Raw genomic sequence first — 24,417 nt, forward strand, 5'->3', positions numbered from 1 at the left:
CGTGACAGAACCGGGCTTCCACGTCCCCGGATACGGCAACGGCCCCGGAACGCCGCTGCCACAGCAGCTGGGGTTCCGGGGCCGTTGGCCTCAGGTGTTGCCGTCCCTAGTGGGCGTGGGCTGCTTCCTCGTCCTCGGCGGGCTTCTCAGCCACCAGGGTCTCGGTGGTCAGCACCAGCGAGGCAATCGACGCGGCGTTGTGCAGCGCCGAACGGGTCACCTTCACCGGGTCGATGACGCCGGCGTGCAGCAGGTTCTCGTACTGCCCGCTCTTGGCGTTGAAGCCCTCGTTGGCCGGGGACTCGGCGACCTTGGAAACCACCACGGAGCCGTCAAAGCCGGCGTTGGTGGCAATCCAGTAGGCCGGCTTGACCAGGGCGCGGCGCACGATGGCCACACCCGCGGCCACATCGCCGGCCGCAGCGGTGGCGCGCTCGTCCTCATCCAGGGCGGAAAGGGCGTCCACCAGGGCGGTACCGCCACCGGCGACGATGCCCTCTTCCAGCGCCGCACGGGTGGAGGACACGGCGTCCTCGATGCGGTGCTTGCGCTCCTTCAGCTCCACCTCGGTGGCGGCGCCGACCTTGATCACGCCGATGCCGCCGGCCAGCTTGGCCAGGCGCTCGGAGAGCTTCTCGCGGTCCCATTCCGAATCGGTGCGATCCAGTTCGGCCTTCAGCTGCGAGACGCGCTCGGCGACGTCCTCATCGGATCCGGAGCCGTCCACGATGGTGGTCGAGTCCTTGGTGATGGTCACGCGGCGGGCCGAGCCGAGCACCTCAGTGCCGACCTGGTCCAGCGACAGACCCAGCTCCGAGGAGACCACCTGGGCGCCGGTGAGGATGGCGATGTCCTGCATCATGGCCTTGCGGCGGTCGCCGAAGCCCGGGGCCTTGACGGCCACCACGTTCAGCAGGCCGCGCAGCTTGTTGACCACCAGGGTGGACAGGGCTTCGCCCTCCACGTCCTCGGCGATGATCAGCAGCGGCTTCTTGGTCTCCAGGACCTTTTCCAGAAGCGGCAGGAACTCTGCCACGGTGGAGATCTTGCCCGGGTTGATCAGGATCAGCGCGTCCTCCAGGACGGCTTCCTGGCGGTCGGTGTCGGTCACGAACTGCGGGGAAAGGTAGCCCTTGTCGAACTGCATGCCCTCGGTGACCACCAGTTCGGTGGCGGTCGTGGAGGACTCTTCGATGGTGATGACCCCGTCGGTGCCCACGGTCTTGAAGGCCTCGGCGAGCAGTTCGCCGATTTCCTCGTCCTGGGCGGAGATGGCGGCCACGTTGGCGACCTTGTCCTCCACGTCCACGGCGTTCTTCGCCAGGCGGGCGGCGACGATCTCGGTGGCCAGTTCGATGCCCTTGCGAATATCGCCCGGGGCGGCGCCGGCGGCCACGTTCTTCAGGCCTTCCTTCACCAGTGCCTGCGCCAGCACGGTGGCGGTGGTGGTGCCGTCACCGGCCACGTCGTTGGTCTTGGTGGCCACTTCCTTGGCCAGCTGTGCGCCAAGGTTTTCGTAGGCGTCGTCCAGGTCGATGTCCCGGGCGATAGTCACCCCGTCATTGGTGATGGTCGGTGCGCCCCAGCTCTTGGCCAACACGACGTTACGCCCGCGTGGGCCCAGGGTCACCTTCACGGTGTCGGCGAGCTTGTCGATGCCCGCCTCGAGGGCACGGCGTGCTTCCTCGTTGAATGCTAGCTGCTTGGCCATGCATTGACTCCCTATGAATTCTTGGGTCGTAATCGACGCAAAGCCCCGAATCGCGAGGGTCTCGCTGTGCGGGGCTCGGTCGGCTACGAAAGGTGGGTGACGTTACTTGACGACAACTGCCAGCACGTCGCGGGCCGAGAGCACCAGGTACTCCTCGGCGCCGACCTTGACCTCGGTGCCCCCGTACTTCGAGTACAGCACGACGTCGCCTTCGTTGACGTCCAGCGGAACGCGGTTGCCGTTGTCGTCAATGCGACCCGGTCCAACGGCCACAACGGTGCCTTCCTGCGGCTTCTCCTTGGCGGAGTCCGGGATCACCAGGCCGGAGGCGGTGGTGGTTTCGGCTTCGACCTGCTTGATGACAATGCGGTCTTCGAGTGGCTTGATAGAGACAGACACAGTCTCTCCTTTTCGTTTATGAACCAATGGAAAAAACGGTAACGCCCCGTGGCATTGCTCCAACCGTCGTCGCGGTGCCAGTTGGTCATATCCAGTAAGGCATGGACTGCCGCGCCCGATCGGGATCGGGTACTGCATCCATTGATGACTTTAGGACGAAAATTAGCACTCGGTCAAGGCGAGTGCTAATGATCGGGATTCGTGTTGCTTCTGGTTCACTGACAGCTGACCCGGACCCGGCGGCAGGCCGGATCCGGGTCAGCGCGGAGAGCGGAGAATCGGGGTTAGCGCGGGTCGACCTCGACCAGGCCAGCATCCTCCGGGGAGGACAGGTCCATGTCCTTCAGCGGAACCACCTTGGACTTAGTGACCATACGGTGGCCGAGCCACAGCGCCAGGAACAGCGGGATCCCGATGTAGGCCGATAGCACCTCCATGCCCCGCCCGGCCAGCACCGCTTCGTAGTTCTGCCCGGCGATCACCAGGATCAGCACCGCGAAGGCCACCAGCGGGCCGATCGGGAACAGGGCCGCCTTGTAGGGCAGCTCGCTGACCGAGTGCCCCTGGGCCAGGAAGCCGCGGCGGAACCGGTAGTGGGAGATGGCGATGCCCGCCCAGACTATGAACCCGCACAGCCCGGAGACGTTCAGCAGCCAGGCGTAGGCCGCACCCTGCCCAACAATCGCGGTCAGGAAGCCGAACAGGCCCACCGATGCGGTGGCCAGCAGCGCCGGCATCGGCACGCCGCGGCGGTTCAGCTTGCCGAAGACCTTCGGTGCCTTGCCATCCAGCGCCATGGAGTAGAGCATGCGGGTCGAGGCGTACAGCCCCGAGTTGCCGGCCGAGAGGATGGCGGTGAGGATCACGGCGTTCATCAGGGCGGCGGCGAAGGCGATGCCGGCACGCTCAAAGACCATCGTGAACGGGCTGGCCGCCACGTCGGCCTCCCCGGAGGCCAGCAGGCTCGGGTCGGTCAACGGCACCAGGGTGCCGATGATGAAGATGGCGCCAATGTAGAAGAGCATGATGCGCCAGAAGACGGTGCGGATGGCCCGGGGCACCTCGCGGCGCGGGTTCTTGGCCTCGCCGGCGGCCACGCCGACCAGCTCGGTGCCCTGGAAGGAGAAGCCGGCGATCATGAACACGGCGATGATGGAGACAAAGCCGCCGTGGAAGACGTCATCGGGGTTGGTCCACTGTCCGAAGCCGGACTGTCCCTGACCGATGACCCCAAAAATCATCAGCACACCGGCGATGAGGAAGGCGATCACCGTAACCACCTTGATCAGCGCCAGCCAGAACTCCCCCTCACCGAAGGCCTTGGCCGACAGTGCGTTCAGGCCGGTCAGCAGGGCCAGGAAGACCGCCGCCCAGATCCAGCCCGGAACCCCGGGCAGCCAGAAGTTCATGACAATTCCGGCCGCCACCAGTTCGGCGGCCACGGTGATGGCCCAGTTGAACCAGTAGTTCCAGCCGATCGCGAACCCGAAGGACGGGGAGACGAAGCGGGTGGCGAAGGTCTGGAAGGAGCCGGCGACCGGAATCTTGGCCGCCATCTCCCCCAGGGATTGCATCAGCAGGTAGACCATCAGGCCCACTGCCGCGTAGGCCACGAGTGCACCACCGGGACCGGCCTGGGAAATGGTGCCGCCGGAGGCGACGAACAATCCGGTGCCGATGGAACCGCCAATGGCGATCATCTGCAGGTGGCGGCTGCCTAGGGAGCGCCGCAGTTTCTTATCTGGCTCCTGGTCTCCACACGGTGCGCCGGGCAGCCTTGCCTGGTCACCGAGCGAAGAAGCCGGCCTCTGTTCCTGGGTTTCCACGCTTGTTTTGCTCATCGGTGACATACAACACCATTTCCTTCACCGAGTGCGACCTCGGTCACAGCCTGGGTAGTGGATCGATTAGAGTACTTGGCGCTCACTGTTCGGGGCCGCGGAGGCGAGGCCGGCAACTTGCGGGCAAGCCGGGATTCAGTTCGGGCGGGCAAAAGATAGCCCGCAACTTCGCCTGGCGAAAATGGAGCCGTTCGAGCGCCAGCGACAGGAAGGGTTTTCGTGATGCTGTCGTGAGCCAAGACACAGCATTGCTGTGGCTGGTCGGAAGGCGTCAAGGACGTTTCGTCGGCGGTCAAGCTCGCCGCGTTGGCTTTATCTCGCCGCCACCACGGGTTTTCCACGACCAGCCAGCCCCGGCAATTGGGCGACAAACGCGGGAGCGGCAGCCCAAAATATGACGCAAATATGTCATATTCCCCCGCCAACGGTGCCCCTACGGCGGCACGGCGGGCAGCGGCTCGCGCGCTCGCTCCGCCGGACGGCTGGGTCAAAGTCATGCTCGTGGTGTTCCTTGGTTCTATTCGCTCGGCGCATTTGGGCGCCGAGCTAGCTTCTGTCGTCCCACACATCACTTCTGCATCACAGACTTCGCGGAGGTGACGTATCGACGCCGGATGTCAACGACGTCCTTGCGGCTCAACGCGGCGCCGGATTATATTCTTCCCCCGGCGTTCACTCGAATCCGATCCCCTGAGGATTAGCAAATACTGCTGTAACTTCCGCGACGATGAACTTTTGGTGAAGCACTTCTGTCGCATGAACGTGTTTGATGACGTTGCAGACAATACCGCCAACGCCTGAGACCAAACGCGTGAGGGCGAGCAAGATCCCCTATATAGTGCGGTAGCCTGAATTTGAGCGTGAAGAAAGTAACACCAAGACGAGCCAGTTCGGGCTGCTGACGACGGTCTCGCCCGTTGTGCGCGGGCGGAGCCCCCGTCAGTATTCGCGCCCGAGTGTCAGTCCCAGGGGAAGCCTGGCTGGTGGGCTACTGATGGGCGTCAGCGTCCGTAAAGGGTTCTCCGATACTCTGGATTCATGCCCCAGGCCTCCAATGACTCCGCACTGAATGACCAGTTCGCCGCCCTGCTTTCCCCCGAGGGATGGCAATTATTGGCGAGCATCGACCCCTCGATGCTCGCCAGCAAGGATGCGGCATGGGCACTGAATGAAAAACTGCGCAAAGAAGGGCATGACCCTGCGGTTGTGCGCGCCGTCGTCGCCCAGTCGCAGTTGCGCTATCGAGGCAGGGTGAAATTCGGTCCCTTTGCCGACTCACTGATCTTCACGCCGGCAGGCCTGGAACAGGCCACCCGGTTGATGATTGCCGGACTGCATGCCCGCCGCTTCGTGGAAGCCGGGTGCACCCATGTAGCGGATCTGGGCAGCGGCATCGGCGCAGACGCCATCGCCCTGGCCAGCGCGGAGCTGAAGGTCACCGCCGTGGAGCGTGATGAAACCACCGCCGCGGCACTGACACTGAATTTGATGCCGTTCCCGCAGGCGACCGTGGTGCATGGTCAGGCCGAGGATGTGGATTTGGAAGCGGTGGATGGGGTCTGGCTGGATCCTGCCCGACGCACCGAAGCCAACGGCACCACCAAGCGCATCTTCGACCCCGAGTCCTTCTCCCCTCCCCTGTCGTTTGTCGAAGCCCTGGTGGATGCGGGCAAGGATGTGGGAGTGAAGCTGGGACCCGGCGTGCCGCATGAGGCCATTCCAGCCACCGCCGAGGCCGTATGGATCTCCGATCACGGCTCGGTCATTGAAGCCTGCCTGTGGTTCGGCCGCCTGGCCCGTCCCGAGGTGAAACGCGCGGCGCTGGTCATTGACAAGGACGGCGCCCACGAACTGACCTCGCCGTTCCCCGCCGAGCAAGGTGCCACCGCCCCGGTGGGGGAACTTTCCAACTACATCTACGAACCGGATGGCGCGGTGATCCGTTCGCACCTGATCGCCGAACTACTCCAGCAGACCGGCGGCACCCTGCTCGATGAACACATTGCCTACTTCACGCACGAGAATCCGCTGGAGACTCCCTTCGCCCGCGGATACAAGGTGATCAAGGTGCACGATTACAACATCAAGAAGCTGCGTAGCTGGGTCAAGGCAAATCAAATTGGTCAGCTGGAGATCAAGAAGCGCGGGGTGGACGTCACCCCCGAAGAGCTGCGGAGGATTCTGCTGTCCGGGGTCCCGAAGAGCGCCAAAAACCACGCGACACTGGTGCTGGCCAGGATTGGCGACAAGCGCCTGGCCATCGAGGTTGAAGCCCTCACCGGGCCGTAACCTTCACGCGATTTGCCCTCCCTGCGGCCCGTCACCGGCCGATTGGAGCGCACGTGCGCGAAAATGAACTAGTTTGAAGTAACCACACTGGCCTGTGGGGCGGCCGTCGGCAAGACATCCGGCACGCCCGCACCACCGCGGATTCAAGGAGTGCCGTGCAGAAGATCGACTTTGCCCAGTCCGAGCAGTCAACCATCGGCGTCGAATGGGAAATCGCCCTGGTGAACCAGCAGACCGCCGATCTGTGCTCGGTTGCCGAAGAGGTTCTCGCCGCGGTCAAGGACCGTGACGGAATCGCCCCCGACGAAGAGCACCCGACCATCAAGCCGGAACTGCTGCTGAACACGGTGGAAGTGGTGACCGGTGTGCATCACACGGTGGCCGAGGCCGCCGAGGAACTGTGCCAAAACGTTCGGTTGCTGACCGAGGTCACCAATCCGTTGGGTGTCGACCTGTATTGCGCTGGCTCCCACCCCTTCGCGGCACCTACCCTTCAGCCGGTCACCGACAAGGACCGCTACGCCAAGCTGATTGACCGCACCCAGTGGTGGGGACGGCAGATGGTGATCTACGGGGTGCATGTCCACGTAGGCGTGGACAGCCGCGACAAAGCGCTGCCGATCACCGACGGGCTAATCAACTACCAGCCGCACTTCCAGGCGTTAACGGCCTCCAGCCCCTACTGGGGCGGAGAGGACACGGGCTACGCTTCACAACGTTCCCTGCTCTTCCAGCAGCTGCCCGCCGCCGGCATCCCGTACCACTTCAATGACTGGGCTGAATATGAGTCCCACGTCGGGGACATGATGCACACCGGCGTCATCGACGACGTCTCAGAGATTCGCTGGGATGTGCGCCCGGTCCCCCGGTTAGGCACCGTGGAGATGCGCATCTGTGACGGGGTAAGCAGCATTGCCGACATCAAGGCAATCACTGCGCTAACCCAATGCCTCGTGCACGACATGTCGCTGAGCCTGGAGGCCGGGTACAAGATCCCGGTCATGCCCCGCTGGTTCCGTACTGAGAACAAGTGGCGTGCAGCCCGCTATGGGCTGGACGCGATCATCATCCTCAACGCACAGGGTGATGAAATGCTGGTGACCGACCACCTGCGCCAGGAGGTCAAGCGGCTCATGCCGGTGGCGGAGCGGCTGGGCTGTGCTGAGGAACTGGCCAGCGTTCTGGATATCATCGACCGCGGCGGGGAATACCAGCTGCAGCGTCAGGTATTCGCGGCCTCCGGAGGAGACTTCAAGGCTGTTGTGCAGGACAACGTAGCGCGGCTAGAAGCGCTGTAGCCCCACGTATTGCAGGCTTCGTCGACTGATGCGACACGTCAGCAGCAAACTTGGCCGGTCTCAAGAACCTTCGTTTCTGACACATCTAAATGGTTTAGGGAAACGCATCACTTACAGACGGCATTGCAGTGAGCGCAAGAACCCCAGGCACATCATGCGGGTGCATATCCGGCCAGCAACGGTGTGTGGTGAGTTTGATAGGCCTGTTTCTCGGGGGAAGATGTCTCCATGACCCTGACTCCTGAAATCTATCTCTACCCCTACCTCCGAATATCCGAAACAGTTATCTGCGGTGCCTGGACGTTGGAGCAGGTCGAAACAAAACGCCTGCGACGGCAAGAGAACCCCAGAGCAGCAGCCCTCATCCGGATTATGGGGAGGCATGAAGATCACAAGGGGAGGATCCCGCAGACAGCCGTGGTGGCCACCCGAACTGCCCAGGAATGGGCCGACGAGGAAGCTCGAAGAATTGAGGTCGGCGCTTTTCACTCGGCTGTGTCTTTTGCTGTTCTGAATGCGAACGCCGATGAAAGGTACCGAATTCCGTGGGAGTCCAGTCTCCTGGAACTGGCAACGTCCGAAACGGCCATCATTTCTGTAACTCCGGTAACTGCAGCCCGCGGGGATGCCTATGTGCAACGCGGCGGTCCCATCAACCGTCGAGTGGCTGGCGGGGCTTCGGGGCATATGAAGTTCCCAGCTCCAGAAGGGTTGATCTCAACTCCGGTCCTGTCTCTGGACGGGCGCCTTCTTAAAGCGGCCTTCGACAATGCTATGGTCGCAACAGCTGGATTGATCGCAGCTGGTTCAGGGGTCGTGCGGGAGAAGTCCGTGGGCACCTTCGGGGCGCTGATCGAGCAGATCAACAAGCTCTTCGAGGGCACCGGGATCAGCGATGAGGACCAGATCAACGTTTTCGAATCAGTCATGCGACATGCCCAAGCGCACGAACAGCTGCAACGAGAAGCCGTAGCCAACGGCCCTCTCGACTTCAGTTCCTCCCCCACGCTGGTGGAGACCGTCGAAGAACTCATCTACACCGCTGGTGAAGGGCATCAGCAGGCTGCTAACGTCCTTTTGGAGCTGGGCGGTCCTGAGAAGATCGTCGAGGTCCTCCTCGCAGCAGGGCTGCAGAACCGATTGCGGGACCAAGCCCAACTCGATGCCATGGGCAACGACTAAATCCTCCGGCATCCCTTTTGGAGGCCGCGCCTGTCTCAGCGCAGCCTCAAAAGGAATTATCGACGCGGTTGGTCAAGATCACCGATCATGCATTATCGGAAGATGAGGCCTATGTTCTCAGCCCCAGCGATGAAACGATTCACCGTGGCAGGCAAACAGCAGAACTCAAGACAGCACTCAAAGAAAACCGCCGCATTCTTTGCACCTCGGGTCTATTTTCGCTGGGCGGTAGGAGTCAATTTCAGTTAGCTATAACGAGGTTACTTTCTTGCAAACAACTTACCGATATCGTTCACAGTTCATCCTCCCCCACCAGCGAAAGCAGTTCTTCGACCGTCAGCTGCTGAGCAGGATCAGCCCGCCCATCCGTGATAGTCACGCCTTCGGACTGGAGGATTTCTGCAGGTTCACGAGTTTCCTCGCGATCGCCCCAGTGGAATGCGTCAGCCACCGCCCCTTGCCAAGTAAGCACACGGTGGGGAGATGGGCATGAAGGACAGTTCGCAAGGTGGCCGGCCATCGCTTGCGGGCCCGTGCCGACGGCTTCAGCCAGATTGTTATAGCTTGTCCATCGGCCTTCGGGAATAGAGCCGAGTATTGCGTGGGCTTGAGACCAGTCAAACCGTTGCGAGTCACTGAACCGAGCCCGGTACTTAGCCAGCACCGGATCCTCCAGGCTGGGCCGCCCCCAAATCTTCACTGCTTCCGAAGCTAAGGTACGGGCACGTTGCTCGATAGATTCCGCGTTCCAAGCCGCTAACTGACCTAATCCCTGATTCAAACGCAACGGGCTGTGCCTGAAACCCTTCTCCATATCCCGTTTCTCAGAGAAGGGACGATCCGAATACTCTGGGTTGTAACCAGTCAGGGTAAGGTTACCGAGCGTATGCAGGTACCGGTCATGATCCGCTTGCCAATTCTCACCCAGTGCTTGCTGCCATGCCTTGGTCGCGTTCTGCGGCATGATGTGCTCGATCGTGTATTCAGCGGTTGAAACTTCTTCTTTCCTCCCGTGGTTCTCCAGCTTGCGGAAAAAGTAGCTACGGCGTTTAACGTGATACATATCCGTAGTTTTCAATGCTTCTTCGAACTCTTCATCCGTGGGGAACCGACGGTACTCCGGCAAGGTCAGTAGCCGTCCGCACACACTTTCCACGTAGTTCCGCTGATCAATTGCCGCCGCGAGCGTAGAGAATGTCTTATTCAAGCTGTTGGTAGGAATACGGCACACCACGCGCCGGAACAGGTAGGAAATCAAAGCATCCAAGATCAGCACGAAATCATCACGCGAAAGGATCTGCTCGGCGTAATCTGCATAAAGGCGCAGCTGGAAAGGATACGCAACGGTCGCCAACTGATCGATCTCCTGGAATCGCGAAGCCAACACTGGGTCGGCTTCCTTGCCCAAGGCCATCGCAGCAAACCAAGAAGCACTACGACTCAAGTCGATCACTAGCTGATCACGCAGGGATTCATCATTTCCATGATTGAAGGCAAAGGATTTGAAAGCCTCGTAAATCTCCTCAAGACGAGGAATCACTCCAGTTTTTACCGTCAAGTAGTGGCGCACGAACTCGTCAAAACGCCGCTCGTTGCTGCCCTGGAATTCCCGTTCCATCGGATACCAGTAATCTTCATAAAGGCGCTCCTGGCGGGCAGGGGCAAGATCCATCAGGACAAAGTTCCTGATTAAATCCGCCTGTGACAATCGCTTGCCAGTGGCGTTCATCGATTCAAAAACCAGCTGAGGGTCATCAATCCCCCGAGTGAGTTTCACATCCACCACTCGCAACTTATCCAACCCACGACATACTTGAATAAGCTCTTCGACGCCCGCACTCCGTAGTTTTCCAACGAAGAACTCATAGTTGGAGACAACTCGTGATTCAGAAGCCGGCAGTGGCGCATGACGCACCACAGCTTTCAGGGCATCACGGTCACGCTGCGACAAAGTCAGCTTGAAAAATGCATCGCCGGATTCATAAGGGTTCGTCAGATACAGCCCGCGGATTTTCTGCGGTGCGAAACCTGCCACTGGCTCCTGATCATCTTCAGGTAATTCTTCGAGACGAGCCGCTAACGCTGCGAGCAACAAGGTGACCGTAGTGACGCGCTGCTGCCCATCAATGATCAAGTCAGGTTCGCGGCGCGTATTAGAGCTTTGTTCACGCTCTATATACACGATTGACCCGGTGAAGTGATTGCTCAATCGTTCGCGTGCGCCGGCCCGAACAATATCCTCCCAAAGCTGAGCGCATTCCTCATTGCCCCAGGAATACACCCGCTGATAAATGGGGACGACAAATCGTTCGCTCTTCTTGAGCAGCTCCAGAAGATTGGTATCAACAGCCTTCACTCCACGGTTCCCTTCCAATTACTGCGACGAGCATGTCACATGAGATACGCAGTTCTGTTTGGCAAGCAAACAACTGCTACAGGCGGGCAAATCAGCCCATGGACGGCGACATCTAGCCGAGTCATTTCTGTTTCATAAGGGTATCCCGTCATTCCCCCAGAAAACGCGACCAGAGCTCACTGCCGCTTAGTGAATTGTCGGGCAGACCTTCTAAACTCAAAAGTTAGAATATATATTCTAAAGATTGGTGTTGCAATGAAAGTTGATCGTATACATGTTTGCGAGCTGGCGGCCCCGCCGCAACGGGTGGTCGCTATGGCTCTGGATAGGGTGCCGGCGGGCTACCCTTCCCCTGCCCAGGACTACTCCGATACGAAGATCGACCTGTCCGAGATGCTGATCCGCGACCAGGTCTCCACCTTCATCGTGCGTGTCTCCGGCGAGTCCACGCGGGGCGCGGGGATCAGCGACGGGGATGAGCTGATCGTTGACCGCAGTGTGCAGCCACGCGACGGACACGTGGTGATTGCGGTGATCGACGGGGAGATGACCGTCAAACGCCTCTCTACTGGCCCTGCAGGGGTGGTATTGAAAGCAGAAAACCCGGACTACCCCGATCTACGCGTGGCAGAACTATCGGATTTTAGGATTTGGGGTGTGGCCACCACATGCCTCCATCACCTCTAGACTCCCCCGACCCGTCGCAGCAGCGGGGCGAATACATCGCCCACGTGGATGTGAACAGCTTCTACGTCTCCTGCGAACGCGTCTTTGACCCGAAACTCGAAGCCCGCCCGGTAATCGTGCTATCCAATAATGATGGCTGCGCGGTCGCGCGCAGCAGCGAAGCCAAAACCCTGGGCATTGAGATGGGTGCGCCCTGGTTCAAACTCGCCGCGGACGCGAACCGCTATTGGTAACCCGCGTTGTTCAAGACGGCGCTATTGCCTTAGTTGACGAATCGGCAATAGGTCAGCCGGCGCGGTGTACCTTTTCCGACAGGGAGGTTCCCGAGGATCCTGCATCTGCCGCAATACCGCCGAGAACTTGGACTGGTCGCGAAGTCCTCCAATTACGAGCTGTATGGGGAAATGTCGGCCCGCGTCATGCGCCTGCTAGGCCGTTTCTCGGCGTGGGTGGAAGTGCATTCCATTGACGAGGCGTTCCTAGGCGTGTCCGGCACCCTGGATGAGCTGCAAGCCCTGAGTGAGCGAATCAAGGCGGAGGTGTTCCGGCTGACCGGTTTACCCGTCTGCGTGGGGATCGCCAAGTCCAAGACGTTGGCGAAAATGGCGAACAAGACCGCCAAGCACATCAAAGAACTGGGTGGGGTGTGCGTGTGGGATCGCGCCCCAGCACAGACCACCGAGAACCTGCTGGCGCGTCTGCCGGTAGTCGAGGTGTGGGGCATAGGCCCCAGGCTGACCAAACGGCTGCGCGGGTTAGGGATCTGGACGGCTAAAGACCTGCGCGATGCCGATCAGGTAAGAATCCGGGATAAGTTCTCCATTGTGCAGATGCGCACCGTGCTAGAACTGCGCGGGACACCCTGCATCCCGATGGAAGAAGAACGGGTGATCAAGGATCAACTGATCTTCTCCCGCAGCTTCTCCGATCCGATCACCGACCGGATGGGGATGGAGCAGGTGATGGGGATTTATGCGCAGCAAGCCTCCGCACGGCTGCACAAGCACCAGAAACAAGCCAAGATCCTCTCTGCGTGGGCGATGACCAGCTACTACAACCAGCACCAGGATCACCAGCCAGCGATCACGGTGAAACTGCCAGGGCCTACGGCTGATCCGGTGGTGCTCACCCGCGCATCAAAGCAGCTGCTCCCCCAGATATTGGTCGGGGTTAAATATGCGCGGGCGGGGGTGGTGCTGATGGATCTTCAACCGTTAGCCATGCAGGAAACTTTTGATCCGTTCGTGTCAGCGCATGAGGCGAAACAGATTGGCCCGCTGATCCAGCAGATCCGTTCCGAGCACGGTGTGAAGTCCATCGGTTTAGGTCGTGCTGGACTACAGCAGGGGCCGGCGTGGGAGATGCGGCGGGAGATGATGAGCCCGCGGTACACGACCCACTGGCGTGAGCTGTTGACCGTGAAAGCCGCCTGAGATTATTCGTCGTTGTCGTCACTGGTGAGCAAAAAGTCCCTGACATCCTTCTTCCGGTAACGCCGCACCCTGGCGCCTACAGAAACGACTTTAAGCCCATATTCCCTGTTCCATTTCAAAACGGTTTGCGGCTTCACACGCATTAGATCGGCGATTTCTTCGGTCGTTGCCCATTCGGGAAGATCGGTGAGCAGATCATCGACAGCTTCGGGATCGTTCATTATTTCTTTCCTCGAAATTTTCTGTTTTCAGTGTGATTAGATGGCGTCCTGCGCCCGGGCGGTATAGGTCAGACCGGCCCGACGCAGCGCGTCGGCCGGGGTGCCTTCGGTCCAGTCCGGGGCTTCTCCGGTCATCGGCAAGGGTGTGTTTTTTCGTGCTAGCTCGTGCAGCTCGTCGGTGAATGGCTCCCAGATGAGGGTATCGGCGGGCTCGTCGACGATTACCACTTCGACGATGAGTCCCCGCTTGGTCAGTTCTTGGCGAATTGAGGCCAGGTAGGCCTCGCGGTAGGCTGCCTGGTCCTGTTCCCAGAGCCGGTCGATTTGCGCGGCGATGGCGTCGGCTCGGGCAGCTTGTTCCTCGGTGAGGCTGTCGTCCTGCTCGTGCTTGATGGCCTGTCCGGATTCCTCGTCCCAGAGTTGTTCTAAGCCGAAGTCGTAGAACACGCCCTCAACATCGAGGTGCAGGCGCACCGGCTCGGTTCGCCAGGTCAACAATTCTTCTTCGGGAGTGGTGCTGTGGACGATCTGCCGCACGTAGTCGGCTTCCCAGGAGCCGGGTCGACCGGCCAGCAGCGTGTCAACGTCGCCGAGGTTTGCCGCCACGCTCGTGATGACGTGACAGGCGATCTCTCCAAAGTCGGCCGGTTCAGTGTGCTCGTTGTCGGTTCCCGCACCGATGGTGCGTGTCGTGCGCGCTGCAGCCGTGAGGGCGGCGATGGCTTGGGCGATGTAGTCGGCCCTAGTGTCCTCCTGCGCTGGGGTCGGTGCGGGGTCGATGGCGCTCATGGGGTTTCCTCTCGGATGGTCACGACGGTTCCGGCGTCGACGCCTGCGAGGGCACCGGCACGGACTTCTAACAGTGCGTCGACGTCGTTAGGAGACGTCCAGCGCGGACAGCGATCTTGTTCAGCCTCGGTGCAGGGTTCAAGGGTCTGCACAGCGATCACGCGGTGATCCGCGATCCAGGCGACGTCGATCGGGAATTTCATTCCGGCCATCCACACTTGGCGTTCTGATTGGCTGACGAATGAAAACAGCATGCCCTGGCCCTCCGGCAGCTCGGACCGGCCAGCCAGGCCCGTGCGCTGCTCGTCGGCAGTGCGGGCATGCTCTACCTGGAATTCCAGGGCCGGGCCGAGAGTGACGAGGGCGGTCGCCGGTTCCCCAGGCGTCGAAGCGCATCCGGCCAGCAGGGCAGCCAAGCCCACTGCGGCGGCCGCGTGCGCCCGCATAGCCTAGTCCTCGGACCCTGCGGCCGCCGCGCCGCCCTGGGGCATTTCGCGGGCTCCCACGGATGGTAAGGGCTCGCCGTTGTTGTACTTGGCTTCCAGCCGCTCGACCTCGGCCATCACGGCGCGGTTGACGAACTGGGACAGGTTGCGGTTTCCCTCGATAGTCATCGTGTAAAGGATGGCACCGCGGACCCGGGCGGTGTCCTCGGGGTCTTGGTAAAACGAAACCTTGTGCGGGTACTTCTTTTTGCCGTCGGCCGGCTTCGGCGTCACTGCCCGCGTTGCGATAGCTGGGGCGGCCGGCACGCTGGCTGCGGGCGCTGGGGCCGCCTACGCAGCCGGTTGAGGCGGGGTGACGGGGCTTGAACCGGCAAGGGATGATTTACGCGGGGTGGGGCGGGTCATGGCTTGACTCCTTCGATGGTGGCCAGATGTTCGCTGTAAAGGGCGCTGAGCGTGGTCGCTTCGGCGCTCCCCCACTCGTCGAGGCCGCGCGCGGCCTCGGTGGCGTCTGCGATAACAACGCGCTTGGGGATTGGCGGGGTCAACACGCGTCCTTGACTCCGTTGGTTGACTCATGCCAAAGACGGAGGTCTACGCCGATGCGGAAATCATCAGCTCAGAGCTAAGGTCCGGTAACTAGAACACTGAAACTACATGTTCGTCCTGACGTGCAAAGCGAATGGTTTCATTGCCCGGCAGCATACCGATAATCAATAGCCCCTCTCTGACTGGTGCGTTAGCATAATCGTTATGGCTGGGTGGGGAGTGTCGCGGCACCCTGAATGGGACATGATGTATGCCGCTGGCCTGACGGTGCGGGAAATCGCTGACCGGTGCCGCCAGAACATCGCCACCGTGAGTCTGCACCTGCGAGTCCGGGAGAAGTACTCCCCCGGGCTTCGCGACACGCATGAAGCCGCACTAGCAGCTAGAGGCCCGGATCGCCCTTCGACTCTGTGGCGCAAACGCCTCACCGAAGCTCTGGCTTTCCAGGATATGCATCAGCGTTTACCGCGCAGCGATGGCGACGAAATCGAACGCTCTTTGGCTCACTGGGTCGCTGATCAGCGGCTCTCCTACATGAAGGGGCGTATGTCTGTGCCGAAGATTGTCCTTCTAGATGACCTGCGGGACTGGCACATTAACGCTCATCAGCAAGAACTCGATCAGAAATGGCGTTATCAACTAGCAGCGGTCAGAGAGTTCATAAACTACACCGGCAGGTTGCCGCGGTACAGCAAATTCGAGAGTGAACACGAACGGATTCTCGGGGTTTGGTTGCACAATCAGCACCAACGTAGAGCTGAGAACACGCTCCAGCATTGGAGGCTTGCAGCGCTCAACGAGACCTTGCCATCCTGGCATAGCTACGCATGAGCTACCTTCTGTGTATCCAGGGAACTCGTAGCGGTACGGCCCGATCTCAGATCCTGTAGGAACGAGCTCAATCATCACGGCAATCGGTATGACCGTCAACGGGCTTTGGATACTGGCTTTTTCAATCCTCAGCCGGCGTCGCGACAGAATCCAGCGATTCATGAGATTAAAGCTCTGTGCTCCCGAATGTGCCGATTATGGGTAGCGAAAAGCTCCAAATCTCCCCTAGTTGGCATCTATAATTGAGTATAGACTGCGACCCGCCTGGCTTCTTAAGTGGAATGAATCCCTAAACGAAAGCTCAGGATTCCCCGCCCCAACCAGCAGGCTCGGAGCCGAAAATGCTCAGCCTTGCCGGGACGCCGAAATCCTGACCGAATCCTCTCCTCCAGCAAGCTCAAGGACCATACGACGTTGAACGAATTTCGTCCATCCGATAAACGGTTTTCCACATGAACCGGAGTGGGTCGCGTCAGGCGCTACAAGGAGTGGACTGAGACATCGACGCGACAAGCATAACTTTTTTCGACCGAACCGGCGACGGCTCCAGAAAGGGTCGTCCGATACCAAACGAATTTCAGATATTGTGAAGACACATGCGACAGGCGATCGCGTTCCCGAAAGTACGCGTAATTCCTTTGTCTGCTCCCAGTCGCTATTAAGTTCCGGACCTATTCAAGACTCGCGCTGTTATCTCGTCAAAGAGCAATCCGTGTCACCGGCTGCGAGGAGTCCGTCGCGAAGTCCACGCCACTCGGCGCAGCGCCAGCTTCCACCAGTTGCGCCCCCAACGCCGCAACCATCGCCCCATTATCGGTGCACAGGTTAAACGGCGGAACCGTCAGGTCGACGCCAGCCGACGCGCAGCGCGCCGCCAGGAGTTCGCGCAGTCGAGTATTGGCCGCTACTCCCCCGCCGAGCAATAGGGTGCTTAGTCCGTTCTCGGTGCAGGCGCGAACCGCCTTGGCGGTGATGACGTCCACGACAGCTTCTTGGAAGGATGCGGCGATATCAGCAACCGGTACTTCCAGCCCCTGGGACTCGAAGTGCTCAACAGCCCGTGATACCGCGGTTTTCAGCCCTGAGAACGAGAAGTTGTAGCGGTGCTTGCCCGGGTTCTCGGCAGTGCCGGTGAACTTTGGCAGGCTCAATCCGCGAGGGAATCGGAATGCCTTACGGTCTCCCTTGGTCGCGGCCTTGTCGATGGCCGGACCGCCTGGATATCCCAAGCCCAGCAACCGGGCGACCTTGTCGTAGGCTTCGCCCGCGGCATCGTCAATTGTTGCGCCGAGCAGCTGTACGTCATCGGTGAGCGAGGTGACCTTAAGGATTTCGGTGTGCCCGCCCGAGACCAGCAGCGCCCCGAATTCGGCGGGCAGCGGCTTGCCGCCGAGCACCCCGACACCCACGTGGGCGACCAGGTGGTTGATACCGTATAGAGGTTTACCGGTGGCCAGCGCCAGGGCCTTTGCGGCGGCCACACCAACCATCAGTGCACCGGCCAGGCCCGGACCGCTGGTCACGGCAATGGCATCGACTTCATCCAACGTCAGCTTCGCGTCGGCGAGCGCCGCATCGAGGGTGGGGATGAAGGCTTCCAGGTGGGCGCGGGCCGCGATCTCCGGGATGACCCCGCCGAAACGCACGTGCTGGTCCATGGAACTGGAGACCGTGTTGGTCAGCAATTGGGTGCCGCGCACGATGCCGACCCCGGTTTCGTCGCAGGAGGATTCGATGCCCAATACGATGGGGGCTTTGGCCGTGCTCATTTCGTCTCCTCTTCGCGCAGCCGTAGGCGCATGATCAGTGCGTCGGTGCCGTCGCGGTAGTACTTGGCGCGTTCATGGATCTTGGAAAAGCCCAGCGACAGGTACAGCCCGATCGCCACCGGGTTGTCCTTGCGCACTTCTAGCATCACATCGCGGGCGTTGTGTTCCCGGGCACGCTCAATCATCACCTGCATCAGCTTCCGTCCCAGCCCCTGGCCTTGGGCATCGGGACGGATGGCAATGGTCTGCACATCGGCGAAGGGCAGTACGGTGCACAGGCCTGCGTAGCCCAGGATCTGCCCTTCGGCTTCGTACACCCAGTAATCCCGGGTCTCGTGCTGGGACAGTTCGGCTTCGAAGAGTTCCACCGGCCAGGCATCGGCCGGGAAACTGGCCACTTCCAGGGCGTGGACCGCAGAGATGTCCCCCGGCAGCATGGTGCGCAGCACCGGGTTCAGGGACTGACCTGCTTCATGGCTCATGATTTGGCCTGCTTCATGAACTGTGGGACCTGGGCGTCGGACTCGCGAAGGTAACGTGGGGCGGTATCAGACAGGTCCGCGCCTTCTGCCAGTTCGGCGAGCGCACGCGGTCCCAGGTCGGCAGCTCGGGTCAGCCAGTCCCGGCTGACAGCGGCCACCTTGGCTCCGGCCTCTTCGAGTTCTTGTGCATAGAGTCCGGCACCTACACCGTGTACTTCCAGGGACGGTAGTTCCCCGGCGGCCGAGACGTGCGGACCATCCAGCAGCTTGCCGTCAGCGGCGAAGCGTGCCCAGTAGACCTCGCGGCGGCGCGCGTCCGTGGCAATCAGGTATTCGGCGTCCGGCTGCAGTTCGCGGCGCACCCGTTCGGCCAGCGCTCCCAGGGACATGGTCCCGTGCAGCGGCACAGCCCACACGTAGGACAGGGTGCGGGCGGCCACCAACCCTACCCGCAGCCCGGTGAAGGGGCCGGGTCCGGTGCCCACGATGATGCCGGCCAGTTCTTTGCCTTCCAGCCCCGCCTGGGCGAGCAGTTGGTGGATGTAGCTGACCAGGGTTTCGGTTTGGTCGTTGGACCGTTCACTGGTGATTTCGGCGTGCACGGTGCCGTTGGCGTCAATCACGGCCACGGAGGTGTGGGCCGAGGTGTCTATGACCAGGTAGTTGCTCATGGCTGGCCTTCCGGGTTGCTGAAGCTTTTCAAGGTGGCCTCGAGTGCCGCACGCAGCTGCTTCCAGCGCGCCGGTTCCCAGTCCGGGCCGGTGGCGCTCAGTGTCAGGGTGCGCGGTTCATCGCTGCCCTCGTCATCGAATTCCCAGGACGCGGTGGTGGTGTCCGTTGGCAGGGCCGCGCGTGCCAGGGTCAGCTCCAGGCGGGAGTTGTTCAGGTGCTCCACCTTCCCGGCACCCCATTCAACGACGGTCACCGCCTCCGGGGCGGTGGCCTCCAGATCCAGGGTGTCCACTTCGCTGGGGTCGCTCAGCCGGTAGGCGTCCACGTGGACCAGGTTCGGTCCGCCGACCAGGCTGGGGTGTATGCGCGAAAGCACGAAGGTTGGGGAGATGACCCCTTCGCGGACCTGCAGTCCTGCTCCCAGGCCCTGGGTGAGCGTGGTCTTGCCAGCACCCAGTTCCCCGGTGAGGATGACCAGGTCCCCGGCGTGCAGCTGCCGTCCGAGTTCTGCGCCCAGCGCCTGGGTGGCTTCCACGGTGGCCGGATGCAGGGTCAGCTGCTGGGCGTGCCCGTCCTGCTGAATGTGATGCTGCGGGGTGCTAGGCACCGGTGTCCTCTTCCTCGTCCAGGTAGGACTCGCCCCAGCTGCCTTCCAGGTAGATGCGCGGCACGCGCGGGGAGATCCGGGTGACGACCTCGTAGTTGATGGTTCCAGCGGCGTTGGCCCATTCGGTGACCGGCGCGGCGGATTCGCCGAACACCCGGGCGGTGGCGCCCAGGAAGTGTTCCGGGTCAATATCCGGGCCCAGGTCCACCACGCACTGGTCCATGGCAATCCGCCCGCGCACCGGGTAGGTGGTGCCGTGGATGTTCACCGGTGCGCCGGTGGCGATGCGCGGCAGGCCGTCGGCGTACCCGAGCGGGATCAACCCCAGGTAGGTTTCCCCGGTGGTGCGGTAGTTCAGTCCGTAGGAGACGCCCTGGTCCTTCTGCACCTTCTTCACGTTGGCGACCCGGGTTTCCAGGGTCATGGCCGGACGCAGTCCGAAGTTGGAGGGTTCCTCGTCCTGGAAGGGGCTGAGCCCATACAGGCCCAAGCCGAGGCGGACCAGATCATAGTGGGAGTCCGGGCGGGAAAGGATGGCCGGGGTGTTGGCGATGTGCCGTACCTCCAGGTCGAATCCGGCCTGCTCCACCTGGGTGATGGCGGCGTCGAAGGCGGCCAGCTGCTCGTCGGTTTCGTGGCGCTGCGGTTCGTCGGCAACCGCCAGGTGGGAGAAGATCCCCACCACGCGCAGCAGTCCCTCGTTCTGGTAGGTCATGGCCTGTTCCAGCAGGGTGGGCAGGGTGTCAAGCATGGCGCCGTTGCGTCCCAGCCCGGTATCCAGCTTCAGGTGGATACGCGCGGGGGTTTCCATCTTGCGGGCCGCGGCGGCGATGTGCTCCAGTTCCCAGCCGGAGACGCCCAGGTCAATGTTGGCGGCGACCGCCTGGTCGAAGGGGGTGTCCGCGGTATGCAGCCAGGCCAGCAGGGGGGCGTCGATGCCCTTGGCCCGCAACGCCAGTGCCTCGGTGACGTGGGCGCAGCCGATCCAGCTGACCCCGGCTTCCAGTGCCGCCCGGGCCACCCGGTAGGCGCCGTGGCCGTAGCCGTCGGCCTTCACCACGGCCATGACCTTGGCCGGGGCCACCAGGTCGGTCACCTGGCGCACGTTGTTTCGGATTGCTGACAGGTCCACCAGGGCTCGGCGTTCCCACGGGGCACTCATGGGATCGCCGCCGGGTGCTGCTTGCTGCTCTACCACTTCAAAGTTCACATCTGCTATCTTCGCACTTTTCGCTTCTCTGCGCGCGCGGCACCGGTTCGCTAGGACGTCACGCGCGCTAAGGCGGGGTGCATCTTGGCTGTGAACCGTGATGCACCCCGCAAGGTTGGCTGATGTGGGTGAGGGACTGGCCTTTAGCGCAGGGTGCGCAGTTCGTCGCGGATCTGTTCCAGCAGCGCCAGCTGCGGATCCGGCTCCTCTTCCTCTTCCTCCAGGCCGCGGTGACGCTTCAGGGCCTCGGTGGCCTTGGTCATCGGCAGCACGATCACGAAGTAGACGGCGGCGGCAATGAGCAGGAAGTTGACCAGAGCGGTGAGGAAGACACCCACCTGGATCAGGTTGCCGTTGATGTTGAACACCAGGAAGTCGTCAAAGCTCGGCGCACCGACCAGTGCGGAGATCAACGGCATCAACACACTGTCCACCAATGCGTTGACCACGGCGCCGAAAGCGGCACCAATCACGACGGCAACGGCGAGGTCGACAACGTTGCCCTGCATTATGAAATCGCGGAAACCCTTTAGCATGGGTCGATCATACACATGGATAAACTCTGAAAGAGCTTCATCTAGGAATATTTTCTAAAGAATTTGTAGCCCGTTGCCGATATTTTGAGCGTACTCTCAGATTTTACGCAGCAGCATCCGAGTGACCGAATGATCCCCGCTTTTACGCAGCACCAACTGCGCGCGCCCGCGCGTAGGCAGCACGTTCTCCTTTAGGTTCGGCTCGTTGATGCTCTTCCAGATGCGCCGGGCGGTGGCGCGGGCCTCGAAGTCACTAAGCTTGGAGTAGCGGTGGAAGTAACTGGCCGGGTCCAGGAACGCACCGGAGCGCAGCTTCATGAAGCGGCTGATGTACCACTCCTCAATATCGCTGGTGCGCGCATCAACATAGACGGAGAAGTCAAAGAAGTCGCTGAGCGCGAGCCCCACGGTGCCATCCGAACGGGTGCGGGCCGGCTGCAGCACGTTCAGCCCCTCGACAATCAGCACCTGCGGCGAGCGCACGACGTTGCGCTCAGCGGGCAGGATGTCGTAGGTCAGGTGCGAGTAGACCGGGGCGCTGACTTCCGGGGCGCCGGACTTCACCGCCGAGACAAAGCGCAGCAGCGCACGGCGGTCATAGGATTCGGGGAAGCCCTTGCGTTCCATCAGGCCCCGGCGTTCCAACTCGGCGTTCGGGTAGAGGAACCCGTCGGTGGTGATCAGCTGCACGTCCGGGGTTTGCGGCCAACGCCGCAGCATCTCCTGCAGCACGCGCGCGGTGGTGGACTTGCCCACCGCCACCGAACCGGCCACCCCGATCACGAAGGGGGTTTGGCGGGTCTTCTCCCCCAAAAAGGTCATGGTCGCCTGGTGGGTGGCCCCGGCACCGGTGACATAGAGGTACAGCAGCCGGCTCAAGGGCAGATACACGTCGCGGACCTCACGCAGGTCCAGGCCGTCGCCCAGACCACGCAGCCGTTCAATGTCCTCCACATTCAGCGGCTGCTCCATTTTGTTGGACAACCGGGCCCAGGTTTGCCGGTCAAGTTCGACAAACGGGGAGATCGAGGTGTCCTGAAGCTGCGTTGGTTCCACGAGAGGAAATTGTGCCAACTTTTGACCTCACACCCAAACAGGAGACCGGCCCGTGACTCATAACACAGGTTTTTCTGGCAGGACGGTATCACATTTTCTATCTGCCGGGCACCGTCAAAAGGTAGGCTTTCTGGCATGTGCGGAATTGTTGGATATGCAGGTACACCGACCGGAAACAACGGTCATGATGCGTTAGAGGTCCTCATCGAGGGCCTGCGCCGGTTGGAATACCGGGGCTACGACTCGGCAGGGGTTGCGGTCGTCGCCGACGGCGCCATCCATGCCCGGAAGAAGGCCGGCAAGCTGGCCAACTTGGAAAACGAAATCAGCGAGAACCCGCTGCCGGTCTCCCAGACCGGTATCGGCCACACCCGCTGGGCCACCCACGGCGGGCCCACCGACGTCAATGCGCACCCGCATCTGGCGGACAACGGCAACCTGGCCGTCATCCACAACGGCATCATCGAGAACTTCGCCGAAATCAAGGCCCAGCTGCTGGCCGAGGGCGTGCAGTTCCTGTCCGAGACCGACACCGAGGTTGCCGCGGCACTGCTGGGCAAGACCTACCGCGAGCTGGGCACCGGAGACCTGACCGAAGCGCTGCGCCAGACCGTGAACCACCTGGAGGGTGCCTTCACCCTGCTGGCCACCCACAAGGACCACCCGGGCGTCGTGGTGGCCGCCCGCCGCAACTCCCCACTGGTGCTGGGCCTGGGCGAGGGCGAAAACTTCCTGGGCTCGGATGTTTCGGGCTTCATTGACTTCACCCGCCGGGCGGTGGAACTGGGCCAGGACCAGATCGTGACCATCACCCCGGACACCCACCAGATCATCGGCTTTGACGGCGAAACCGCCCAGGGCAAGGAATTCACGGTGGACTGGGATGCGGCCAGCGCCGAAAAGGGCGGCTTCCCCTCCTTCATGGAGAAGGAAATCTACGACCAGCCCGCCGCGGTGGCCGACACCCTGCTGGGCCGTTCGGACGCCGAGGGCCGGATGACCCTTGATGAGCTGCGCATTGACGCCGAGGAACTGGCCAACGTCACCAAGATCGTGGTGCTGGCCTGCGGCACCAGCGCCTACGCCGGGTCGGTGGCCAAGTACGCCATCGAGTCCTGGTGCCGGATCCCGGTGGAGGTCGAGCTCTCCCACGAGTTCCGCTACCGTGAGCCGATCGTGGATGCGAACACCCTGATCGTCTCCATCTCCCAGTCCGGGGAAACCATGGACACCCTGATGGCCGTTCGCTATGCCAAGGAGCAGGGCGCGAAGACCCTGTCCATCTGCAACACCAACGGGTCCACCATCCCGCGTGAATCCGATGCGGTCCTCTACACCCACGCCGGCCCGGAGATCGCGGTGGCCTCCACCAAGGCGTTCCTGGCCCAGATCACCGCCACCTACATCCTGGGCCTCTACCTGGCCCAGCTGCGCGGGAACCTGTTCAGCGGTCAGATCAAGGACATCATGGCCGACCTGGGCAAGATCCCGGCCAAGATCCAGGACATCCTGGACCGCTCGGATGCCATCCGCGAACTGGCCCGCTCCATGGCCGACGCCACCTCGGTGCTGTTCCTGGGTCGCCACGTCGGCTACCCGGTGGCCATGGAGGGCGCGCTGAAGCTGAAGGAAATCGCCTACATCCACGCCGAGGGCTTCGCCGCCGGTGAGCTGAAGCACGGCCCGATCGCGTTGATCGATGACGGCCAGCCGGTGTTCGTGGTGGTCCCCTCCCCGCGTGGGCGGGACTCGCTGCACTCCAAGGTTGTCTCGAACATCCAGGAAGTGCGCGCCCGCGGCGCCAAGACCCTGGTGTTGGCCGAGGAAGGCGACGAGGCGGTCAAGGCCTACGGTGAGTTCGTCTTCTACCTGCCCGAGACCCCGACCCTGCTGATGCCGCTGCTGGCCACGGTGCCGCTGCAGCTGTTCGCCTGCGAGTTGGCTACCGCCAAGGGGTATGACGTGGACCAGCCGCGCAACCTGGCCAAGTCGGTCACCGTCGAGTAAACGGCCCCCTCTGGCAACGGCCGGGCACCACCTGCAGGTGGTGCCC

General features: G+C 61.8%; 23 protein-coding genes and 1 pseudogene. 8 read left to right on the forward strand and 16 right to left on the reverse strand.

What is annotated here, in order from left to right; all coding sequences use genetic code 11:
• Nucleotides 1-106: 106 nt before the first annotated feature.
• The 3 genes from groL to GcLGCM259_RS10435 all read right to left on the reverse strand — a co-directional run bounded on the left by groL (nt 107) and on the right by GcLGCM259_RS10435 (nt 3,951).
• Nucleotides 107-1,711, reverse strand: a complete 1,605-nt coding sequence (gene groL / locus GcLGCM259_RS10425; protein WP_138177288.1) for a chaperonin GroEL — start codon at nt 1,709-1,711, stop codon at nt 107-109.
• A 102-nt stretch (nt 1,712-1,813) separates the two neighbouring features.
• Nucleotides 1,814-2,110, reverse strand: coding sequence for a co-chaperone GroES (gene groES, locus GcLGCM259_RS10430; protein WP_054820525.1), 297 nt, complete (start codon nt 2,108-2,110; stop codon nt 1,814-1,816).
• Nucleotides 2,111-2,394: 284 nt separating this feature from the next.
• Nucleotides 2,395-3,951 (reverse strand): amino acid permease, encoded by a 1,557-nt coding sequence (locus GcLGCM259_RS10435; protein ID WP_138926580.1) that lies wholly within the window; start codon nt 3,949-3,951, stop codon nt 2,395-2,397.
• Between the two features lie 1,038 nt (nt 3,952-4,989).
• Here GcLGCM259_RS10435 and GcLGCM259_RS10440 point away from each other — a divergent pair.
• The 3 genes from GcLGCM259_RS10440 (at nt 4,990) to GcLGCM259_RS15290 (ending at nt 8,720) form a co-directional block, all read left to right on the forward strand.
• Nucleotides 4,990-6,240, forward strand: a complete 1,251-nt coding sequence (locus GcLGCM259_RS10440) for a THUMP-like domain-containing protein (RefSeq protein ID WP_138926581.1) — start codon at nt 4,990-4,992, stop codon at nt 6,238-6,240.
• Nucleotides 6,241-6,395: 155 nt separating this feature from the next.
• A complete protein-coding gene (locus GcLGCM259_RS10445; protein ID WP_138926582.1) occupies nt 6,396-7,538 on the forward strand; it encodes a glutamate--cysteine ligase in 1,143 nt (380 codons plus the stop codon).
• A 228-nt stretch (nt 7,539-7,766) separates the two neighbouring features.
• Complete coding sequence (locus tag GcLGCM259_RS15290; protein ID WP_175419397.1) at nt 7,767-8,720, forward strand: hypothetical protein; 954 nt, start codon at nt 7,767-7,769, stop codon at nt 8,718-8,720.
• A gap of 292 nt (nt 8,721-9,012) precedes the next feature.
• Here the strand turns inward: GcLGCM259_RS15290 and GcLGCM259_RS10455 are convergent, their stop codons facing one another.
• Nucleotides 9,013-11,076 carry a GmrSD restriction endonuclease domain-containing protein gene (locus tag GcLGCM259_RS10455; RefSeq protein WP_175419398.1) on the reverse strand — a complete coding sequence of 688 codons (2,064 nt, stop codon included), beginning with the start codon at nt 11,074-11,076 and terminating at the stop codon, nt 9,013-9,015.
• Between the two features lie 315 nt (nt 11,077-11,391).
• Here GcLGCM259_RS10455 and GcLGCM259_RS10460 point away from each other — a divergent pair, with 315 nt between their 5' ends.
• From GcLGCM259_RS10460 to GcLGCM259_RS10470, 3 genes and pseudogenes are all read left to right on the forward strand, one after another.
• Complete coding sequence (locus GcLGCM259_RS10460; RefSeq protein WP_246049532.1) at nt 11,392-11,763, forward strand: LexA family protein; 372 nt, start codon at nt 11,392-11,394, stop codon at nt 11,761-11,763.
• Nucleotides 11,745-11,980, forward strand: a pseudogene (locus tag GcLGCM259_RS10465) (Y-family DNA polymerase); the annotation flags it as partial. The gene GcLGCM259_RS10460 and the pseudogene GcLGCM259_RS10465, both read left to right, overlap by 19 nt.
• Before the next feature lie 187 nt (nt 11,981-12,167).
• Nucleotides 12,168-13,196 carry a DUF4113 domain-containing protein gene (locus GcLGCM259_RS10470; protein ID WP_246049533.1) on the forward strand — a complete coding sequence of 343 codons (1,029 nt, stop codon included), beginning with the start codon at nt 12,168-12,170 and terminating at the stop codon, nt 13,194-13,196.
• A gap of 2 nt (nt 13,197-13,198) precedes the next feature.
• On the opposite strand, the gene GcLGCM259_RS10475 is transcribed toward GcLGCM259_RS10470, so the two are convergent.
• From GcLGCM259_RS10475 to GcLGCM259_RS10495, 5 genes are all read right to left on the reverse strand, one after another.
• On the reverse strand, nt 13,199-13,417 hold the full coding sequence (locus tag GcLGCM259_RS10475; RefSeq protein WP_138926585.1) for a helix-turn-helix domain-containing protein: 219 nt from the start codon (nt 13,415-13,417) through the stop codon (nt 13,199-13,201).
• Nucleotides 13,418-13,453: 36 nt separating this feature from the next.
• Nucleotides 13,454-14,206, reverse strand: coding sequence for a hypothetical protein (locus GcLGCM259_RS10480; RefSeq protein ID WP_138926586.1), 753 nt, complete (start codon nt 14,204-14,206; stop codon nt 13,454-13,456).
• Nucleotides 14,203-14,652 (reverse strand): DUF192 domain-containing protein, encoded by a 450-nt coding sequence (locus tag GcLGCM259_RS10485; protein WP_138926587.1) that lies wholly within the window; start codon nt 14,650-14,652, stop codon nt 14,203-14,205. The genes GcLGCM259_RS10480 and GcLGCM259_RS10485 overlap by 4 nt, the downstream gene beginning before the upstream one ends.
• A 3-nt stretch (nt 14,653-14,655) precedes the next feature.
• The gene (locus GcLGCM259_RS15850) at nt 14,656-14,820 is read right to left on the reverse strand and encodes a ParB family protein (RefSeq protein WP_246049534.1); all 165 of its coding nucleotides are present in this window, start codon (nt 14,818-14,820) and stop codon (nt 14,656-14,658) included.
• Nucleotides 14,821-15,053: 233 nt separating this feature from the next.
• Nucleotides 15,054-15,200 (reverse strand): hypothetical protein, encoded by a 147-nt coding sequence (locus GcLGCM259_RS10495; protein ID WP_217496528.1) that lies wholly within the window; start codon nt 15,198-15,200, stop codon nt 15,054-15,056.
• A 244-nt stretch (nt 15,201-15,444) separates the two neighbouring features.
• Between GcLGCM259_RS10495 and GcLGCM259_RS10500 the strand changes: the two genes are divergently transcribed.
• The gene (locus GcLGCM259_RS10500) at nt 15,445-16,032 is read left to right on the forward strand and encodes a helix-turn-helix domain-containing protein (RefSeq protein WP_138926588.1); all 588 of its coding nucleotides are present in this window, start codon (nt 15,445-15,447) and stop codon (nt 16,030-16,032) included.
• A 698-nt stretch (nt 16,033-16,730) separates the two neighbouring features.
• On the opposite strand, the gene tsaD is transcribed toward GcLGCM259_RS10500, so the two are convergent.
• From tsaD to coaA, 7 genes are all read right to left on the reverse strand, one after another.
• Entirely contained in the window at nt 16,731-17,801 is a 1,071-nt protein-coding gene (gene tsaD / locus GcLGCM259_RS10505) for a tRNA (adenosine(37)-N6)-threonylcarbamoyltransferase complex transferase subunit TsaD (protein WP_138926589.1), read from the reverse strand.
• Nucleotides 17,798-18,283: a ribosomal protein S18-alanine N-acetyltransferase gene (rimI, locus tag GcLGCM259_RS10510; protein ID WP_138926590.1), complete on the reverse strand. Its 486-nt coding sequence runs from the start codon at nt 18,281-18,283 to the stop codon at nt 17,798-17,800. The genes tsaD and rimI overlap by 4 nt, the downstream gene beginning before the upstream one ends.
• On the reverse strand, nt 18,280-18,954 hold the full coding sequence (gene tsaB, locus GcLGCM259_RS10515; RefSeq protein WP_138926591.1) for a tRNA (adenosine(37)-N6)-threonylcarbamoyltransferase complex dimerization subunit type 1 TsaB: 675 nt from the start codon (nt 18,952-18,954) through the stop codon (nt 18,280-18,282). Before tsaB ends, rimI begins: the two co-directional genes overlap by 4 nt.
• Nucleotides 18,951-19,562, reverse strand: a complete 612-nt coding sequence (gene tsaE, locus GcLGCM259_RS10520; RefSeq protein WP_425459777.1) for a tRNA (adenosine(37)-N6)-threonylcarbamoyltransferase complex ATPase subunit type 1 TsaE — start codon at nt 19,560-19,562, stop codon at nt 18,951-18,953. The genes tsaB and tsaE overlap by 4 nt, the downstream gene beginning before the upstream one ends.
• Nucleotides 19,555-20,724: an alanine racemase gene (gene alr, locus GcLGCM259_RS10525; RefSeq protein ID WP_138926592.1), complete on the reverse strand. Its 1,170-nt coding sequence runs from the start codon at nt 20,722-20,724 to the stop codon at nt 19,555-19,557. Before alr ends, tsaE begins: the two co-directional genes overlap by 8 nt.
• A gap of 191 nt (nt 20,725-20,915) precedes the next feature.
• Nucleotides 20,916-21,308: a large conductance mechanosensitive channel protein MscL gene (gene mscL / locus GcLGCM259_RS10530; RefSeq protein WP_138177264.1), complete on the reverse strand. Its 393-nt coding sequence runs from the start codon at nt 21,306-21,308 to the stop codon at nt 20,916-20,918.
• Between the two features lie 96 nt (nt 21,309-21,404).
• Nucleotides 21,405-22,364, reverse strand: coding sequence for a type I pantothenate kinase (gene coaA / locus GcLGCM259_RS10535; protein WP_138926593.1), 960 nt, complete (start codon nt 22,362-22,364; stop codon nt 21,405-21,407).
• Nucleotides 22,365-22,499: 135 nt separating this feature from the next.
• On the opposite strand from coaA, the gene glmS reads away from it, so the two are divergent.
• Nucleotides 22,500-24,371: a glutamine--fructose-6-phosphate transaminase (isomerizing) gene (gene glmS / locus GcLGCM259_RS10540; protein WP_138926594.1), complete on the forward strand. Its 1,872-nt coding sequence runs from the start codon at nt 22,500-22,502 to the stop codon at nt 24,369-24,371.
• Nucleotides 24,372-24,417 lie beyond the last annotated feature (46 nt).

It is taken from the genome of Glutamicibacter creatinolyticus, assembly GCF_006094275.1.
GTDB classification, from domain to species: Bacteria; Actinomycetota; Actinomycetes; order Actinomycetales; family Micrococcaceae; genus Glutamicibacter; species Glutamicibacter creatinolyticus.

Excerpts from the sequence above, each read along its gene's own strand:
- GcLGCM259_RS15290 (WP_175419397.1), top strand. The coding sequence starts at position 7,767 with ATGACCCTGACTCCTGAAATCTATCTCTACCCCTACCTCCGAATATCC.
- GcLGCM259_RS10435 (WP_138926580.1), bottom strand. The coding sequence starts at position 3,951 with ATGAGCAAAACAAGCGTGGAAACCCAGGAACAGAGGCCGGCTTCTTCG.
- GcLGCM259_RS10460 (WP_246049532.1), top strand. The coding sequence starts at position 11,392 with ATGGCTCTGGATAGGGTGCCGGCGGGCTACCCTTCCCCTGCCCAGGAC.
- glmS (WP_138926594.1), top strand. The coding sequence starts at position 22,500 with ATGTGCGGAATTGTTGGATATGCAGGTACACCGACCGGAAACAACGGT.
- rimI (WP_138926590.1), bottom strand. The coding sequence starts at position 18,283 with ATGAGCCATGAAGCAGGTCAGTCCCTGAACCCGGTGCTGCGCACCATG.
- GcLGCM259_RS10485 (WP_138926587.1), bottom strand. The coding sequence starts at position 14,652 with ATGCGGGCGCACGCGGCCGCCGCAGTGGGCTTGGCTGCCCTGCTGGCC.
- alr (WP_138926592.1), bottom strand. The coding sequence starts at position 20,724 with ATGAGTGCCCCGTGGGAACGCCGAGCCCTGGTGGACCTGTCAGCAATC.
- GcLGCM259_RS10500 (WP_138926588.1), top strand. The coding sequence starts at position 15,445 with ATGATGTATGCCGCTGGCCTGACGGTGCGGGAAATCGCTGACCGGTGC.
- tsaB (WP_138926591.1), bottom strand. The coding sequence starts at position 18,954 with ATGAGCAACTACCTGGTCATAGACACCTCGGCCCACACCTCCGTGGCC.
- GcLGCM259_RS10440 (WP_138926581.1), top strand. The coding sequence starts at position 4,990 with ATGCCCCAGGCCTCCAATGACTCCGCACTGAATGACCAGTTCGCCGCC.
- GcLGCM259_RS10470 (WP_246049533.1), top strand. The coding sequence starts at position 12,168 with ATGTCGGCCCGCGTCATGCGCCTGCTAGGCCGTTTCTCGGCGTGGGTG.
- GcLGCM259_RS10475 (WP_138926585.1), bottom strand. The coding sequence starts at position 13,417 with ATGAACGATCCCGAAGCTGTCGATGATCTGCTCACCGATCTTCCCGAA.
- groL (WP_138177288.1), bottom strand. The coding sequence starts at position 1,711 with ATGGCCAAGCAGCTAGCATTCAACGAGGAAGCACGCCGTGCCCTCGAG.
- mscL (WP_138177264.1), bottom strand. The coding sequence starts at position 21,308 with ATGCTAAAGGGTTTCCGCGATTTCATAATGCAGGGCAACGTTGTCGAC.
- GcLGCM259_RS15850 (WP_246049534.1), bottom strand. The coding sequence starts at position 14,820 with ATGACTATCGAGGGAAACCGCAACCTGTCCCAGTTCGTCAACCGCGCC.
- tsaD (WP_138926589.1), bottom strand. The coding sequence starts at position 17,801 with ATGAGCACGGCCAAAGCCCCCATCGTATTGGGCATCGAATCCTCCTGC.
- GcLGCM259_RS10480 (WP_138926586.1), bottom strand. The coding sequence starts at position 14,206 with ATGAGCGCCATCGACCCCGCACCGACCCCAGCGCAGGAGGACACTAGG.